The sequence below is a fragment of the Bacillus sp. NMCN1 genome (assembly GCF_002998085.1).
In the GTDB taxonomy this organism is placed as follows: domain Bacteria; phylum Bacillota; class Bacilli; order Bacillales; family Bacillaceae; genus Bacillus.
The window spans coordinates 801,433-817,594 of record NZ_PVQL01000002.1; the positions used below are offsets into that span (position 1 = coordinate 801,433).

The following is a 16,162-nucleotide window of genomic DNA, read 5'->3' on the forward strand; positions in this document are numbered from 1 at the left end:
GGAAACGTCTCTTTTCTCTTGAGGCGTTTTTCGTTATGCTTAAAGAAATCAATCAAAGGAGTGTTCTTCTTGACGAAACCTTATGTCTATATCACAAGAAAGCTGGATGAAGCATCACTTACACCATTAAAAGAAGTCGCTCATATCGAGATGTGGCCGAGCGAGGATGAGCCATGTCCACGAGAAGAATTAGAAAAACAAGCTGCGAAAGCGGATGCACTTCTCACCATGCTGTCAGATCAAGTAGATGAAGCTCTTTTATCAAAGGCTCCACATGTTAAGGTGATCGCAAACCTTGCTGTTGGCTATGACAATATTGATCTTGTGGCAGCTGAAAAGCGCAATATCACCATTTGTCATACTCCTGATGTATTAACAGAATCCACGGCTGATTTAGCCTTTGCCCTTCTGATGGCGTCAGCTAGACGGATTATCGAGGCGAGTGATTGGATTAAGGAAGGAAATTGGACAGGCTGGGGACCGCTTCTTCTTGCAGGAGCTGATGTTCATCATAAAACCCTTGGGATTGTTGGCATGGGCAGCATCGGAACAGCGCTTGCCAAGCGGGCAGCAGGCTTTGACATGAAGGTGCTGTACCATAACCGGTCAAGAAAGCCAGAGGCAGAAGCGCAGCTCGGTGTGACCTATGCGCCATTTGAGGAACTGCTCACGCAGTCTGATTTCGTCGTCTGCCTGACGCCGTTAACCCCGGAAACAAAAGACATGTTTAATGAAAAGGCATTTGATCTGATGAAGAACTCTGCTTATTTTATTAACGTATCAAGAGGACAGACTGTAGATGAGGATGCTTTATATGAGGCGGTCACGACAGGAAAAATTGCCGGAGCCGGTCTGGATGTATTTAGACAGGAACCTGTCAGCCCGTCTCATCCGTTAACAACATTACGTAACGTCACGGTTCTCCCTCATATTGGAAGTGCAAGTGTCGAAACGAGAAAAACGATGATGCGTTTGTGTGCTGAAAATATTGCGCTCGTCTTACAAGGTCAGCAAGCCAAAACGCCGGTTCGTTCATAATATCAGGCTTCCCGGATTCGGGAGCTTTTCTAACAAAAATATTTTGAAAATATAGAATCTTGATATAAATAGCTGTTAAGCGGTTTCATTCTAACAATCTCTTATTTTATTACCTTGTCAAAATGAGGATACCCCTTTATAATGTGTGTACATTGAATGTCTGTGTTAGGTTAACAAATGTCTTTTTAGAGAGGACATTTACGGAGAAAGGTGGAATTTCAGGTGAAGGCAATTCGAGTTGGACTATTAGGATTAGGAACAGTGGGGAGCGGTGTCGTCAAGATTATCCAAGATCATCAGGATAAATTAATGCACCAGATCGGCTGTCCGGTATTAATACAAAAAGTGCTTGTGAGCAATCCCGATAAAAAGAGAGATGTGGATGTGGCAAGAGAGGTCTTCACAACTGAAGTATACGATGTGATTAGAGATCCAGAGGTTGACGTCATTATTGAAGTGATGGGCGGCATTGAAGAGACAAAACAATATTTAATAGATGCGTTAAATGAGAAGAAGCATGTTATTACAGCCAATAAAGATTTAATGGCGCTTTACGGAACAGAGCTTTTACATGTTGCGAAAGAAAATGGCTGTGACCTTTATTATGAAGCAAGTGTCGCCGGAGGAATTCCGATTCTGCGTACGCTGGAGGAAGGATTGGCCTCTGACCGCATCACGAAGATGATGGGGATTGTGAACGGCACAACGAATTTTATTTTAACGAAAATGAACGTCGATAAAAGCGCATATGAGGATGTCTTAAAAGAAGCGCAGGATCTTGGCTTTGCAGAAGCAGACCCGACAGCTGATGTAGAAGGACTGGATGCAGCAAGGAAAATGGCGATTCTTGCAAGACTCGGTTTTTCCATGAATGTGGAATTAGACGATGTGAAGGTCAGAGGCATCTCTGACGTTTCTGATGAAGACATTAATTTCAGTAAACGATTTGGCTACACAATGAAGCTGATCGGAATTGCCCAGCGAGACGGAGAGAAAGTGGAAGTCAGCGTCCAGCCAACCTTACTCCCTGATCACCATCCGCTATCATCGGTCAACAATGAATTCAATGCGGTGTATGTTTATGGAAGTGCTGTAGGAGAAACGATGTTTTACGGACCTGGAGCAGGAAGTTTGCCAACGGCAACAGCTGTTGTATCCGACTTAGTCGCAGTGATGAAAAACATGCGTCTGGGTGTGAACGGAAGCAATTTTATCGCACCGCAGTTTGAGAAAAAGATCAAATCGCCATCGGAAGTATTTGCTCAGCAGTTCTTAAGAATTCATGTCAGAGATCAAGTCGGGGCTTTCTCCCGCATTACATCTATTTTTTCTGAAAGAGGCATCAGCTTTGAAAAGATCCTTCAGCTTCCTGTGAAAGGGCATGATGAGCTGGCTGAAATTGTGATTATTACACACCGGACCTCAGAAGAAGATTTCTCAAATATCCTGCAAAAATTAAACGATCTCGACGTGGTGGTTCAAGTGAAGAGCACGTACCGAGTAGAAGGGAACGGTTTAAGCTGATGAAGTGGAATGGACTTATTGAAGAATTCCAAGAATTCTTACCAGTAAACGAATCAACACCAAAACTAACATTAAATGAAGGGAATACACCGCTGATCCACCTCGCCAAGCTTTCGGAAAAGCTGGGGATTGAGCTTCATGTGAAAACAGAAGGCGTCAATCCAACAGGCTCTTTCAAGGATCGCGGGATGGTTATGGCTGTTGCAAAGGCAAAAGAAGAAGGCAATGATACGATTATGTGTGCTTCGACAGGGAATACCTCTGCAGCGGCAGCGGCTTATGCAGCCCGTGCTGATATGAAATGTATCGTTATCATTCCAGACGGAAAAATTGCCTTCGGGAAGCTTGCACAGGCTGTGATGTACGGAGCAGAGATCATTGCGATTGACGGCAACTTTGATGATGCACTGAAAATCGTCCGCAGCATCTGTGAAAAAGCGCCGATTGCACTTGTTAACTCTGTCAATCCGTACCGAATTGAAGGACAAAAAACTGCGGCATTTGAAATCTGTGAGCAGCTAGGCTCGGCCCCGGACGTGCTGGCGATTCCTGTTGGAAATGCTGGGAACATCACTGCCTACTGGAAAGGCTTCAAGGAATACCATGAGAAAAAAGGAACTGGACTGCCTGTCATGCGCGGCTTTGAAGCAGAAGGTGCAGCAGCGATCGTACGAAATGAAGTGATTGAGCAGCCAGAAACAGTGGCAACTGCCATCCGTATCGGAAATCCAGCGAGCTGGAAACAAGCTGTGGCGGCGGCAGATGAATCAAACGGAAAGATTGATGAAGTGACAGACGAAGAAATTCTTCATGCATATCAATTGATTGCTCGTGAAGAAGGCGTGTTTGCTGAGCCAGGCTCATGTGCGTCTATCGCAGGTGTGCTAAAGCAGGTGAAATCTGGAGAAATCAAGCCAGGCAGTAAAGTTGTTGCGGTATTAACAGGCAACGGATTGAAAGATCCGAATACGGCGATTGATATTTCACAAATCAAGCCGGTCACACTCGATGCAGATGAAGATCAAATCCTTGAACACTTAGAAAAGGCTGCGCGCGTATGAGTAAAGCCTCCATGCTTTTTTCTATCACAGTACCGGGAAGCACTGCCAATTTAGGACCAGGCTTTGATTCAGTTGGAATGGCGCTCAGCCGCTATTTAAAGCTATCGGTCTATGACCATGATAGCTGGCTGTTTGAAGCAGAAACAGATGTCGTGTCTGGGATTCCATCAGGCACCGACAACCTCATTTATCAAACAGCCAAAAAGGTCGCAGATCATTTTGGAAAAACACTCCCGCCTGTTTATGTCAAAGTGTGGAGTGATATTCCATTGGCACGGGGGCTGGGCAGCAGTGCTGCTGCAATTGTGGCAGCCATTGAGCTGGCCAATCAGCTTCTCGAATTAAATATGACGGATGATCAGAAGCTCTTTTTTGCAAGTGAGGTAGAAGGTCATCCAGATAATGCTGGTGCCTCTTTATTCGGTGGTTTACTGATTGGTCTTCATGAAGAAGACAAGACACATGCCGTCAAAGTGCAGCATGTGGACGTAGATGTTGTCGTCGTGATTCCTTTTTATGAAGTGCTGACAAAGGATGCCCGTGATGTCCTGCCAGAGGATCTTTCCTATAAACATGCTGTCAGTGCGAGTGCTGTGAGCAACGTGCTTGTTGCTGCATTAATGTCGCAGAACTGGCCGCTTGTTGGAGAAATGATGAATAAGGATTTATTTCATCAGCCTTACCGCACAATGCTCGTCCCAGAGCTGTCGAAGGTAGAGCATGTCGCTTCGCTAAAAGGAGCGTATGGAACAGCATTAAGCGGTGCTGGACCGACAATCTTAACCTTAGTTGAAAAAGGGAAGGGAGAAGCGCTGAAAGAACAGCTTGCCCAAAACTTCCCGCATTGTGAAGTAGATTTGCTGACGGTACCAGTAGAAGGTGTTGTCGTGGAGCATGATCCTGTCAATCAAGTAAAGAACGTGCTGTGAAGATGCACGTTCTTTTTTATGCTTGTTTTTATGGGAAGAAGCAGGGATTATTATTTAGAGGATCGAACTATTTTTTATGCATAAAAGGAGGAGATACATTCATGAAGAAATTGATGACGGCAGAAGACTTAACGAAGATTGTTTCTGTTTCTCATCCGGTTTATTCACCAGATGGAAAAAAGGCGGTTTTTACAAAAGTCACGGTGAATGAGAAAAAAGATGATTACAACATCCATTTATGGGTTCGAGATGAAGAGACAGAGAAGCTGTCACAATGGACATTTGAGGATGGAAAGCATCATCAGCCAGTGTGGTCAAAAGACGGCAGACAGCTTGCTTTTATTTTACAAAAGCCAAAGGAAGTCCCTCAGCTGGCGCTGATCCAGAGCCAAGGAGGCGGCGTGCGCATCTTAACGGCGATTCCATACGGGGTATCTCATCCTGTCTTTTCACCAGATGGAGCTTTCATTTATGCGGCTGTGTCCCTGAAACAAACAGAGTCTATACATGATGAAAAAAAGGAAGAGCGAGATGATTTCGCTCCTGCGGTATATGATGATTTAACCTATAAAGCAGATGGCAGAGGTTTTTTAGATGGGCGTTTTACGCAGATCATTCAAGTCGATACCCACTCAGGAGAGGTAGAGGCTGTCACAAGCGGTCAGCATCATCATGTGAATCACACGCTCTCTCCGTGCGGGAAATGGCTTGCCTATATTCAATCAAATCCTCAGATACCTTACATAAGTGACGTGTGCCTCCTGTCATTAGAGGACGGTAAGGCAAAGAAAATCACACAATCAGCTGGCTCTTATTCCACCGTGTCTTTTGCTCCAAATGGAGAGAGCCTCGTGTATATCGGGCATGAGCGCGAATTTCAAAATGCAACCTTCCCAGCATTATGGCTGTATGATCTGAAGGAAGAAAAAGTCATTCAGCTGTCAGAAATGCTCGATATGTATGTGGGCAACTGTATGGCAGGGGATAGCATCATGGGCGAAGCCAATCAGCTTCCGCAGTGGACAAAGGACAGCCAAGGATTTTATGCGCTTGTTTCTGATCAAGGCAGTACAGGGATTTATTATTTCTCCGTTGAAGGCTTAGCCTATCCTGTTCGATTAGAGGCAGAACATATCACAAACTTCAGCCTTCATCCAGACGAATCCAAATTGCTTCTCAGCCAGCTCTCACATGTTTCACCAAGTGAGCTGTATGAGCTGACATTAGGGGAGGCGGATTTAAAGCAAATCACGTTTGAGCATGACACCTTTCTCAAGGAGCATATCCTATCGGTACCAGAGCCATTTTCGTTTCAGTCGAAAGAGGGCGACGAGGTGCATGGCTGGTTCATGAAGCCTTCCCAAATGGAAGACGGGAAGACTTATCCGCTTATTTTAGAGATTCATGGCGGACCGCATGCGATGTATGGTTATACGTATTTTCATGAATTTCAAATGCTCGCCGCTGAAGGATATGCCATCGTGTATATCAATCCTCATGGCAGTCATGGATACGGACAAATGTTTTCCGATCGTGTGAAAGGAAGCTATGGTGACGTTGATTATGAGGATGTCATGCTGGCTGTTGATCATGTGCTTAAAGCCTATGATTTCCTTGATGAAACGAGGCTCGGAGTAACAGGCGGCAGCTATGGAGGTTTTATGACGAACTGGATTGTCGGGCAGACCGGTCGCTTTCGCGCAGCCGTCACACAGCGGTCCATTTCAAACTGGATTAGCTTTTATGGCATTAGTGACATCGGTTATTACTTCACAAGGTGGCAGATTGATGGGGATATTTATGAGTCAGCCGATAAGCTATGGGATCGTTCGCCGCTAAAGTACGTGAAGCAAGTGAACACGCCGCTTCTTATCCTGCACAGCGATGAAGATTATCGCTGCCCAGTTGATCAAGCAGAACAGCTTTTTGTAGCATTGAAGGAGCTTGAGAAAGATACAAGGCTTGTCAAATTCCCAAAGGCATCTCATGATTTATCAAGAAGCGGCCATCCCGGGCAGCGTGTTCAAAGACTGACCTTTATAAAGGAATGGTTTAGAGAGAAGTTAAGCTAATCATGAAAAAAAACGACCCAAATTCGGGTCGTTTTCATGTCATATATGAATTAGAAAACCTGTTCAACTTCTACAACGCCAGGCACTTCTTCTAATAATGCGCGCTCAATACCGGCTTTCAATGTAATGGTTGAACTTGGGCAGCTGCCGCATGCACCAAGAAGACGTAATTTTACAATGCCATCTTCAATGTCTACAAGCTCACAGTCTCCACCATCACGTAATAGAAATGGACGAAGTTTGTCTAGTACTTCCTGTACTTGGTCTTTCATTTCGACTTCAGTCATTAGATACAATCGCTCCTTTCACAACATATCACCATTATATTCATCTGGACGATAAAAATCTATTGATTGGTTTCAAAGTTTCCTTCTCATTATAGCACAATCTCATCTTGAAACAAAAAGTGATTTTGCCTTTTTTCATACAGAAAATTCAGCTAAAATAAAGAAAGAATAGGGGGCTTGCCAAATGAATCAAACCGTTGATCTTTATGTATATGGAAGAGATGTACTGTGCGCTAGCTGTGTGAATCTGCCTTCTTCAAAAGACACATTTGAGTGGTTAGATGCAGCATTAAAACGAAAATATCCGAATCAGCCATTTCGCATCACATATATTGATATTGAGCACCCGCCAGAAAACGAACACCAAAAGGAATTGTCTGAACGAATTCTTGAGGATGAATTCTTTTATCCGCTTGTCTTAGTGGAGGATCAAATTGTTGGAGAAGGCAATCCAAAGTTAAAAGACATTTATCAAGAAATGGAGAAGTACGGATACAAGGAGAGCAGTGAATAAAACTGTTCTTTTTTTGAGTAAACAAACAGAACAAACGTTCCTTTTCGACTTGAAAAAGAACGTTTGTTCGATTATAATAAAATAAAAGGAGCGTGAGCATCATGAATTATTTACTGAAGCAATCTCTTCATCAGCAAATACCGATTGAGATGATTTATATGAAGAAAAACGGAGAGTGCACGAAGCGCAAAATCATTGTCCACCGTCAATCAGACCAGCTCATCCAAGCATATTGTTTATCGAAGAAAACGATGAGAACTTTTCGTAAAGACTGCATTCTTGCCCTTGCTCCGATCAAATTAACCCGTTCATCGGCACATGCCGTTTCATAGAAAAAAGCTCCCTCATCATGAAGGAGCTTTGAGAAAAAATTCACATGATGTTAGCCATTATGATGCTTGTACATCCAAAGGAGTCCAGATTTTAGAAGTCTTGGTACACGGCCAACAAGTGGACGATCTGCTACTAAGCCAAAGCCGGATTTTTTCCCTAAAGATCCTAAGACCCCTTTTAGCTTAAACTGAGGATAAGCTTCAGGAAGCGGCTCATTTTTCCAGCGTTTTTGCAGAGATTGAACAATTTGTTCTGCCTGCGCCTCGGCAAGCTGTGCACTTGGGGCATGCGGCAAGCTTGCGCAGTCACCCACGACATAGACATGCTCATTCCCAGGGAGATTGTGATGAGGTGTTAATACGACGCGGCCTTGCGCATCTTTTTCAACATCCATCTCTCGTACCACTTTGCTTGGCTGAATGCCTGCTGTCCACACGACGACCTCTGCTTCAATGGCGTCATCATGGTTGTACACAACGCCTTCTTCAACCTTCGTAATATTGGCACAGTTAATAATCTTGACGTCATTTTCTTCAAACCACTTTTGCACATATAAACTTAATCTTTTTGGGAAGCTTGATAGAATCAGCTCTCCGCGGTCAAAAAGAATAATGTTTAAATCAGCACGGCTTTCTCTTAGTTCACTGGCCAGCTCTACCCCGCTAAGTCCAGCACCGACGATGCCAACCGTTGCGCCTGCGCTCAAATTGTTTAATTTGTTATACGCATGTCTTGACTGATCAATGGTTTGAATGCTGTATGTATGTTCTTTCGCACCAGGGACATTATGATACTTGTCCTCACAGCCGAGTCCAATCACCGTATCATCATACGGAATAGGTTCACGGTCGCTGAATAAGATCTGTTTGTTTTCAATATCAATTTTTTCTACTTCCCCATATTGAATATCCAGCTTCGGATGCTCTGGAAAAGATACTCGAATGTGATGATCAGAGATCGTTCCAGCAGCGAGTGCATAATATTCTGTTTTTAAACAGTGGTAAGGATTTCGATCAATTAATGTGATAGTGACATCATCAGGTAATTGATTTGGCAATAAGCGGTGGAGAACCCGCATATTCCCGTAACCTCCGCCGATCAAGACTAAATTTTTCATGACGATTCTCCTTTTCCCCGTAGACATTGAAAAACACTTATACTAAAAAACTTTAAGTTAAAATACCAAATAAAATTATATCGAATTTACTGTGAAACCACAATAATTGTTTCAAAATAACCTACATATTCATCAGTTAGTCCTAAATAGTAAAACATTTTACGAGGAATAGGCGTAACGATACAGATGAAGCTCATATTTTGACTAATAGAAGGAATTTCGGTAGGATGGTAAGGCAATGTGAGGTGATGCACAGTGTTTCCACTGATCGAATTTTGTGTAAGTAATCTTGCACAAGGGTCTCAAGAAGCAAAAGAGAAGCTTGAAAAAGACCCAAACCTAGACGTGATGGAATACGGCTGTTTAAGCTACTGCGGCAAATGTATGGACTCCCCATTTGCACTCGTGAATGGAGAATTTGTTTCCGGAGAAAATGCAGAGCAGCTAGTCGAGCATATTTATGCTTTTATAGAGGAAAATGAGATGTTTTAAATGCACCACATGGGTCATGAGGTGCATTTTTTCATACTTTGAGCTTCCATTTTTAAGGAGAATGAATAGAAAGCGCATCCAATATGTTATGCTAATAAAATATCATCAAAATGAAGCATCACATGAGAGAAAAAGAGGCATATGCATAATAAAAGCCCTTTGCCATGGCAGCAAAGAGCTTCTATGTATGAAAAACGGGGGATGATAAGATTGTCTCCTGGATCGACTCCTTTTATACTATAAAGAAACAACATTTTTGGAGGAAGCTCATGACATCATTTCAATTCACGAAAATGCACGGATTAGGAAATAATTATATTTACGTCAATCAGATGAAGGAACAGCTTCCAGAAGAGCAGCTATCAGAGATAGCGATCCGGGTTTCTTCTGTTTATACAGGAATCGGTTCAGACGGAATGATCCTTATTTGCCCATCAGATGTTGCACCTGTGAAAATGCGCATTTTCAACAATGATGGATCAGAGGGAAAAAACTGCGGCAACGGGCTGCGCTGCGTCGCAAGGTATGTGTATGAGCATCAAATCGTAACAGACACAACGTTCCAGATTGAGACATTGTCAGGACTCGTTGAAGCTACCGTCCATGTACAAAATGATCACGTTCAATTAGTGACAGTAGATATGGGAAAACCACGTTTCGAAAAAGAAGCAATGCCGATGCTTGGTGAACCGGTCAGCACAACGATCAATGAACCGCTTGATTTTGGCACGACGACCTTAAATGGAACGGCTGTTTCAATGGGAAATCCGCACATCGTTTTCTATTTAGAGGACATTGCAAAGGCACCGCTTGATACACTTGGACCAATCATCGAAAAACACGACATGTTTCCAGAAGGCGTTAATGTAGAATTTGTTGAAGTTGTCAGTGAAACAGAACTGCACTTTCGTGTTTGGGAAAGAGGGTCTGGCATTACTCAAGCCTGCGGAACAGGAGCTTGCGCGGCGGCCGTATCCACGATTGTGAATGGACAGGCGAAAAAAGAAACGGACATGACGGTTCATTTAGCAGGCGGAGATCTCATCATTCGCTGGAAAGACAATGAGCATGTGCTCATGACAGGACCTGCTGAAACGATTTGTGACGGCACATTTTATCTCTAAACCATTTATTTGAGAAAAGGCACCATCACGTTTATAATTGAAAAGAAACATCCAGTCAAAAGGAGGGATGATCATGAGTACACCAGTAACCATTACAGAAGCTGCTGCACTGCAGATTAAAGATATGATGAAAGAACATGAAGAAGAAAATGCGTTCCTACGAGTAGGCGTAAAAGGCGGCGGCTGCAGCGGTCTTTCGTACGGCATGGGCTTTGACCATGAAGTCTCAGAGAAAGACACGCAGTTCGAACAGCAAGGCATCCAAGTTCTTGTCGACTCTGAAAGCCTTGATATCATGAACGGCACCATCATTGATTTCAAACAATCACTAATGGGCGGCGGTTTCACCATCGACAATCCGAACGCCATTGCGTCATGCGGATGCGGTTCTTCTTTCAGAACAGCGACGAATACCGGTTCACCGGAAGAGTGTTAAGTAATTTGAGTGATTTTTTGAGATAATTATTCACTTGAAAAGTTGGCGATCAAGTTTTAATAGCCAACTGAAATTAAGGAAGAATTTTATATGCCTTCTAGGAAGATAATGTATTATACATTATCTTCCTAGAAGGCTTTTTCTTGTTTAAGGATCGGAGATTAAATTGAGAGGAGATTATCAATACATTTCAGGTTTCAATTTATAAATACGTTTTATTCCCATAAGTTTAATTTATTGGTATAATTTAGATGGCGGGGATTTTGGAGAATGTAGCCTTAAAAAGCTAGCATTTAAAAAGTGCTTAACAGCTTACTTCCGATAGCTAGAGAAAAAATCTATCGGGGGAATGTTTAATGATGAAGGAAACAAAACTACGTGGACTTATGTTTTTTATAGTCCTATCTATTGCTTACTTCTCTGGTTTTATGACCATTGATTGGGTAAAACTAAGTGATTTCGCACTAGCATCTCTTGGTCTTTTAGGCAGTTGGGTGTTAGCGAAATATCATGACAGTGGTAGCACACCTTAAAAGTGGGCTACCTAGTACCGCTTTTTAAATTCAGCTTTTAAAAAACAAAAATGAAAGGGGGGATGTATGTGATAACTATAATTGAAAATATTAATAATTTTAGATAGATCTTAAATGTATATGTGTTAACTATATGGTAAGGATAATTTTATTTGCTGAGAATTAACTGTATCAAAATAATGTGAACAGACATTAAACATTCCTCAAACTATAGATGGGTTGTCGCTATGCGATAACCCTTTTCTCTGTCTAATTGGTGTCCTAGTTAACAAAAAATGCAATATGTGATAGATATTGAAACCAAAATTATTATTTTCGTAAATCGCTCAATTTTGTTACAGCTTGCCCTCACAACTGGCTATTTCCACCCGAAAAGAGTATCATGAGAACCAAACATAAACTGTAGGTAGAAAAGAGGTTGCTGAGGTTTGAGTGAACAAATCAATTGCAGGAACTGTCATGAACTGATTCCGTATCGTTCCAAAACGTGTCCAGCTTGCGGGATTGAGAAGCCGCTTCCGGAAAAGGAACGTGTGAAGGATCGGGTGATTTTGGTTGTGGCAGGGATTGTTGTGGTGCTGCTTGCTGCAATGGTACTTGGGATGGCGAATGCCTATATTGGGGTTTTTAAATAAACGAAAAAAGGAGTTCCGCTAGTGGGAGCTCCTTTTTTGATCGCTTTTATTTGTTTTCAAATAAGCTTGTGGAATGAAGAGGCTGTACACGGGCTTTCGGGTCCATGTAGGCTTTCGCATTGTTGACAGCAGTTGGTGCTTCACCAAATCCGCTTGCAATCAATTTGACTTTTCCTTCATACGTGCAGATGTCTCCTGCCGCATAGAAGCCTTCAATGTTTGTTTCCATTGTGGGTTTCACCACGATTGAGTTCTTTTCGATTTCAAGACCCCATTGCTTAATTGGTCCAAGGGAGGAAACAAAACCGAAGTTGACGATCACGTCGTCCACATCAAGCACTTGTTTTTTATCGCCTTTGACTTCTTCGAGCACAATCTGTTCAATGCGGTCTTCACCAATGAGCTCGGTTGGCACAAATGGTGTCACTACATTGACTTTCGAGTTGTGCAGGTTTTCTACACTATGCTCATGTGCGCGGAATTTATCGCGGCGGTGAATAATGGATACTTCTTTTGCGATTGGTTCAAGCATCAGAGCCCAGTCCACCGCAGAGTCTCCGCCGCCAAGAACGGCCACGCGTCTACCAGCAAATTGGTTCAAATCATTAATGAAGTAATGCAGGTTGCTTCCTTCAAATGATTCTGCTGCATCTAGTTCAAGCTTTCTCGGTTGGAATGCACCGTTACCAGCTGTGATGATGATCGTTTTAGAATAATGAATCTCTTGATTTGTCACAAGTTTAAAGATACCATCTGCCTGTTTTTCAACTGTTTCAACTGCTTGCTCTAAGCAAATGGTTTGATCAAATTTATCCATTTGTTCCTTTAAGTTATCAACTAATTCTTGTGCGCGGATTTTTGGAAAACCAGCCACATCATAAATGTATTTTTCAGGGTAAAGAGCGGATAGTTGACCGCCGAGCTGAGGAAGGCTTTCAATGATTTTCACACTGGCCTGTCTCATGCCTCCGTAAAACGCAGTAAACAATCCAACTGGGCCGCCCCCGATAACGGTAATGTCATATACCTTAGAATCTTCTTGCATTCCTTTAATCCTCCCAAATGAAAATTGTTATCACTATATCATATCATACCACATATCGTCGTTTGACTTGTTTTGAAAAACTTGTCGTTTTTTGATGCCGACGCTTTGAAAAAGAGGAAAAAGCGAGAAAGACCGTTTATCATGAGGATTTTCAGTTTAAAGCCTTGAAAATTGGATCAGAACTCGCTATTATTGTTAAGGGAACTAAATATTAATTTTTTATGAATTTTTGTCGGATACGGTCAAATGCTTTCGTTTTATGTAGGTGAAAGTTCAGATTTTCACATACTTATTTTTTTGTTTAAATTTCATAAAATGCCGGAAAGCGGTTGAGAATAACGATATGTAATTCTTTATCCGTTTTACAGCAAATTTAAAAAAGGTGGATGTGATTCCAGTGAATAAACCGAAAATCGTTGTATTAGGTGCAGGTTATGGCGGATTAATGACTGTAACAAGATTAACAAAACAGCTTGGCACAAATGATGCGGACATTACTCTTGTGAACAAGCATAATTATCATTACGAAACAACATGGTTACATGAAGCAAGCGCAGGTACACTTCATCATGACCGCTGTCGTTATCAAATCAAAGATGTGATTAACAGTTCCCGTGTCAACTTTGTACAAGCAACAGTTGAAAGCATTAATAAGGAAGAGAAGAAAGTTGTGACTTCAGATGGCGAACTTTCTTACGACTACCTTGTTGTTGCGCTGGGTGCTGTTCCTGAAACATTTGGTATTGCAGGACTGAAAGAATATGCATTCTCAATCTCTAACATCAACTCGGCTCGTCAGCTTCGTGAGCACATTGAGCTTCAATTTGCGACGTATAATACGGAAGCTGAAAAACGTCCAGAGCGCTTGACAATCGTTGTCGGCGGTGCAGGCTTCACAGGTATTGAGTTCCTTGGTGAGCTTGGAAACCGTGTGCCTGAGCTTTGCAAAGAGTATGACATTGATCAAAAAGACGTGCGTATCATCTGCGTAGAAGCTGCACCAACAGCTCTTCCAGGATTCGATCCTGAATTGATCGACTATGCAATGAACTACCTTCAAGGTAAAGGTGTTGAGTTCAAAATTGGCACAGCGATCAAAGAATGTACGCCTGAAGGCATCATTGTTGGAAAAGACGATGATACTGAAGAAATCAAAGCTGAAACGGTTGTTTGGGCTGCTGGTGTACGCGGTAACCCAATCGTTGAAGAAGCTGGATTTGAAAACATGCGCGGCCGCGTAAAAGTATCTCCAGATCTTCGTGTTCCAGAAAATGATGATGTATTCATCATTGGTGACTGTTCATTGATTATCAATGAAGAGATCAACCGTCCATACCCACCAACTGCACAAATCGCTATGCAGCAAGGTGAAACAGTAGCGAAAAACCTTGCAGCACTAGTTAAAGGTGGTTCTCTTGAAAGCTTTAAGCCAGACATCAAAGGAACAGTTGCTTCTCTTGGTGAGCACGATGCTGTAGGTGTTGCGTTTGGTAAAAAACTTCAAGGAACAAAAGCTTCAGCAATGAAGAAAATCATCGACAACCGTTCTTTATTCATGGTTGGCGGACCAGGACTTGTTCTGAAAAAAGGAAAATTCAAGTTCTTCTAAACCATCATAGACAAAAACGTGTATCCTCGTGATACACGTTTTTTTGGCATATTTTCTTACTTGGTCATCGGAGCAAAGTATGTTATGATTAATTATCAGAAAATTTAGATTAAGGGAGTGAGCAATATGAATGCACAAACAAAAGAAAAAAAATCCACCTGTCAATATTGTTCGGGGAAAGGATATTTTCAGCTATTGCTCGGCGGCTCTGAAACATGTGAGGAATGTAAAGGGACAGGAAAGAAGCATTAATCCCCTTGCTTTTTCCATTGATTGACTTCATCTCTATTTCCAAGTTAAACTAATGATGGGATATTTGGGGGTGGAGATGAAGTGATCAGTTTACCAGTCGTTATCATTTCAGTTATTTTATTTTTCGTGTTATTCTTCGGCATTGGCTTTTTGCTCAATATGCTGCTGAGAATGTCATGGATTATGGCTATTTTATATCCAATTGTATGCCTTTTCATTATCAATAATCAAAAGATGATCGCTTATGTCAGAGAACCGGGCACCGCTTTTTCAGGAATAGGAGACCGCATTGTCTCTCTCGCAGCGGCAGATATCATTATCTTGTTAAGCGGTCTGATTGGTGCAATTGCATCAGGTTTTGTCATCAATGCACTTCGAAAAAGAGGGTATCAAATGTTTTAACTCACTTGTAGACATGCAAGTGGGTTTTTTTGTTTCTCCTTTGCATAGTTTCCATTTTGTTTGGAAACAAATAGATGGGTAGAGGAGTGACAAATAAAGATGAAAACATGGATGAAACGATTGTTCATGACAGCCCTTTTCATGCTTGCTCTCTTGACAAGCTTTACGGGCATATCTGGAGTTGAACCAAGTGATGTAGCTGCCTGGGTGAAAGAGACTGATCCTGGCAAGCAAGTATCTTCTTTTTTCCAACAGCAAAAAAGGGAAACGACGGCACTCAAAAGTGATGACTTGCGGGCTATTTCTCTAGAAGAAGCGTTTAATTGGAATGATTACCCGAAGCAAAAGGTTGTCGCCACAGGCTATACAGCAGGTGTGGAATCAACAGGCAAAACGAAGGAACACCATGCATATGGCATTACATATTCAGGCGTCAAAGTGAAACGTGACTTATATTCAACCGTGGCAGCAGACCCATCAGTATTTCCGATTGGAACTGTACTATTTATCCCAAAATATGGATACGGAGTGGTCGCAGATACGGGGAAAGCCATTAAAGGACATAAGCTTGATTTATACTATGAAACCGTTGATGATGTGTATAGAGAATGGGGTAAAAAAGTGCTCGATGTGTATATCATCAAAAAGGGCGAAGGGACGTTAACGGAAAAAGACTTAAATCAGCTCAATGAAGCGAAATCGATGCAAGTTTTCCGTCAGCAGTTTCAAGCCAATAAAGAATGAAAAAGCTTTGGGCCA

Annotated in this window: 18 protein-coding genes and 1 pseudogene; 16 read left to right on the forward strand and 3 right to left on the reverse strand. The window is 42.2% G+C overall.

Translation table 11 applies throughout. From position 1 onward, the window contains the following. Window positions 1-69: 69 nt before the first annotated feature. From C6W21_RS13895 to C6W21_RS13920, 5 genes are all read left to right on the forward strand, one after another. Window positions 70-1,038 (forward strand): 2-hydroxyacid dehydrogenase, encoded by a 969-nt coding sequence (locus C6W21_RS13895; protein ID WP_106056522.1) that lies wholly within the window; start codon window positions 70-72, stop codon window positions 1,036-1,038. Window positions 1,039-1,260: 222 nt separating this feature from the next. Continuing rightward, window positions 1,261-2,562, forward strand: coding sequence for a homoserine dehydrogenase (locus tag C6W21_RS13905; RefSeq protein ID WP_106056524.1), 1,302 nt, complete (start codon window positions 1,261-1,263; stop codon window positions 2,560-2,562). Further along, complete coding sequence (gene thrC / locus C6W21_RS13910; RefSeq protein WP_024423361.1) at window positions 2,562-3,623, forward strand: threonine synthase; 1,062 nt, start codon at window positions 2,562-2,564, stop codon at window positions 3,621-3,623. Before C6W21_RS13905 ends, thrC begins: the two co-directional genes overlap by 1 nt. Next, complete coding sequence (gene thrB, locus C6W21_RS13915; protein WP_106050838.1) at window positions 3,620-4,552, forward strand: homoserine kinase; 933 nt, start codon at window positions 3,620-3,622, stop codon at window positions 4,550-4,552. Before thrC ends, thrB begins: the two co-directional genes overlap by 4 nt. A 101-nt stretch (window positions 4,553-4,653) precedes the next feature. Further along, entirely contained in the window at window positions 4,654-6,624 is a 1,971-nt protein-coding gene (locus tag C6W21_RS13920) for an alpha/beta hydrolase family protein (protein ID WP_106056526.1), read from the forward strand. Window positions 6,625-6,674: 50 nt separating this feature from the next. Here the strand turns inward: C6W21_RS13920 and C6W21_RS13925 are convergent. Beyond that, window positions 6,675-6,974, reverse strand: a pseudogene (locus tag C6W21_RS13925) (NifU family protein). Between the two features lie 121 nt (window positions 6,975-7,095). Between C6W21_RS13925 and C6W21_RS13930 the strand changes: the two are divergent. Together C6W21_RS13930 and C6W21_RS13935 are read left to right on the forward strand one after the other, a co-directional pair. Further along, entirely contained in the window at window positions 7,096-7,425 is a 330-nt protein-coding gene (locus tag C6W21_RS13930; protein WP_106050840.1) for a YuzD family protein, read from the forward strand. A gap of 101 nt (window positions 7,426-7,526) precedes the next feature. After that, complete coding sequence (locus C6W21_RS13935; protein ID WP_106050841.1) at window positions 7,527-7,757, forward strand: WYL domain-containing protein; 231 nt, start codon at window positions 7,527-7,529, stop codon at window positions 7,755-7,757. A 50-nt stretch (window positions 7,758-7,807) separates the two neighbouring features. Here the strand turns inward: C6W21_RS13935 and C6W21_RS13940 are convergent, their stop codons facing one another. After that, window positions 7,808-8,875 carry an NAD(P)/FAD-dependent oxidoreductase gene (locus C6W21_RS13940; protein ID WP_106050842.1) on the reverse strand — a complete coding sequence of 356 codons (1,068 nt, stop codon included), beginning with the start codon at window positions 8,873-8,875 and terminating at the stop codon, window positions 7,808-7,810. 255 nt (window positions 8,876-9,130) lie between these two features. Here C6W21_RS13940 and C6W21_RS13945 point away from each other — a divergent pair, with 255 nt between their 5' ends. From C6W21_RS13945 to C6W21_RS13960, 5 genes are all read left to right on the forward strand, one after another. After that, window positions 9,131-9,367, forward strand: a complete 237-nt coding sequence (locus tag C6W21_RS13945; RefSeq protein ID WP_106050843.1) for a YuzB family protein — start codon at window positions 9,131-9,133, stop codon at window positions 9,365-9,367. 269 nt (window positions 9,368-9,636) lie between these two features. Next, complete coding sequence (dapF, locus tag C6W21_RS13950) at window positions 9,637-10,491, forward strand: diaminopimelate epimerase (protein ID WP_106050844.1); 855 nt, start codon at window positions 9,637-9,639, stop codon at window positions 10,489-10,491. 73 nt (window positions 10,492-10,564) lie between these two features. After that, window positions 10,565-10,927 carry an iron-sulfur cluster insertion protein ErpA gene (erpA, locus tag C6W21_RS13955; RefSeq protein ID WP_106050845.1) on the forward strand — a complete coding sequence of 121 codons (363 nt, stop codon included), beginning with the start codon at window positions 10,565-10,567 and terminating at the stop codon, window positions 10,925-10,927. Between the two features lie 356 nt (window positions 10,928-11,283). Further along, the gene (locus C6W21_RS19070; protein WP_189318194.1) at window positions 11,284-11,460 is read left to right on the forward strand and encodes a hypothetical protein; all 177 of its coding nucleotides are present in this window, start codon (window positions 11,284-11,286) and stop codon (window positions 11,458-11,460) included. Between the two features lie 428 nt (window positions 11,461-11,888). Continuing rightward, window positions 11,889-12,095, forward strand: a complete 207-nt coding sequence (locus C6W21_RS13960; RefSeq protein WP_106050846.1) for a hypothetical protein — start codon at window positions 11,889-11,891, stop codon at window positions 12,093-12,095. Between the two features lie 46 nt (window positions 12,096-12,141). Here C6W21_RS13960 and yumC read toward each other — a convergent pair whose 3' ends face one another. Then, window positions 12,142-13,140, reverse strand: coding sequence for a ferredoxin--NADP reductase 2 (yumC, locus tag C6W21_RS13965; RefSeq protein WP_106056528.1), 999 nt, complete (start codon window positions 13,138-13,140; stop codon window positions 12,142-12,144). 391 nt (window positions 13,141-13,531) lie between these two features. Here yumC and C6W21_RS13970 point away from each other — a divergent pair, with 391 nt between their 5' ends. From C6W21_RS13970 to C6W21_RS13980, 4 genes are all read left to right on the forward strand, one after another. Beyond that, a complete protein-coding gene (locus tag C6W21_RS13970; RefSeq protein ID WP_161808666.1) occupies window positions 13,532-14,749 on the forward strand; it encodes an NAD(P)/FAD-dependent oxidoreductase in 1,218 nt (405 codons plus the stop codon). A 126-nt stretch (window positions 14,750-14,875) separates the two neighbouring features. After that, a complete protein-coding gene (locus tag C6W21_RS19075) occupies window positions 14,876-15,001 on the forward strand; it encodes a YuiA family protein (protein ID WP_008346797.1) in 126 nt (41 codons plus the stop codon). 81 nt (window positions 15,002-15,082) lie between these two features. Further along, window positions 15,083-15,403, forward strand: coding sequence for a YuiB family protein (locus C6W21_RS13975; RefSeq protein ID WP_039181171.1), 321 nt, complete (start codon window positions 15,083-15,085; stop codon window positions 15,401-15,403). A gap of 99 nt (window positions 15,404-15,502) precedes the next feature. Further along, entirely contained in the window at window positions 15,503-16,147 is a 645-nt protein-coding gene (locus C6W21_RS13980) for a 3D domain-containing protein (protein WP_106050847.1), read from the forward strand. Window positions 16,148-16,162 lie beyond the last annotated feature (15 nt).

Excerpts from the sequence above, each read along its gene's own strand:
- C6W21_RS13920 (WP_106056526.1), top strand. The coding sequence starts at position 4,654 with ATGAAGAAATTGATGACGGCAGAAGACTTAACGAAGATTGTTTCTGTT.
- yumC (WP_106056528.1), bottom strand. The coding sequence starts at position 13,140 with ATGCAAGAAGATTCTAAGGTATATGACATTACCGTTATCGGGGGCGGC.
- C6W21_RS19075 (WP_008346797.1), top strand. The coding sequence starts at position 14,876 with ATGAATGCACAAACAAAAGAAAAAAAATCCACCTGTCAATATTGTTCG.
- C6W21_RS13940 (WP_106050842.1), bottom strand. The coding sequence starts at position 8,875 with ATGAAAAATTTAGTCTTGATCGGCGGAGGTTACGGGAATATGCGGGTT.
- C6W21_RS19070 (WP_189318194.1), top strand. The coding sequence starts at position 11,284 with ATGATGAAGGAAACAAAACTACGTGGACTTATGTTTTTTATAGTCCTA.
- thrC (WP_024423361.1), top strand. The coding sequence starts at position 2,562 with ATGAAGTGGAATGGACTTATTGAAGAATTCCAAGAATTCTTACCAGTA.
- C6W21_RS13935 (WP_106050841.1), top strand. The coding sequence starts at position 7,527 with ATGAATTATTTACTGAAGCAATCTCTTCATCAGCAAATACCGATTGAG.
- erpA (WP_106050845.1), top strand. The coding sequence starts at position 10,565 with ATGAGTACACCAGTAACCATTACAGAAGCTGCTGCACTGCAGATTAAA.
- dapF (WP_106050844.1), top strand. The coding sequence starts at position 9,637 with ATGACATCATTTCAATTCACGAAAATGCACGGATTAGGAAATAATTAT.
- C6W21_RS13930 (WP_106050840.1), top strand. The coding sequence starts at position 7,096 with ATGAATCAAACCGTTGATCTTTATGTATATGGAAGAGATGTACTGTGC.
- C6W21_RS13980 (WP_106050847.1), top strand. The coding sequence starts at position 15,503 with ATGAAAACATGGATGAAACGATTGTTCATGACAGCCCTTTTCATGCTT.
- thrB (WP_106050838.1), top strand. The coding sequence starts at position 3,620 with ATGAGTAAAGCCTCCATGCTTTTTTCTATCACAGTACCGGGAAGCACT.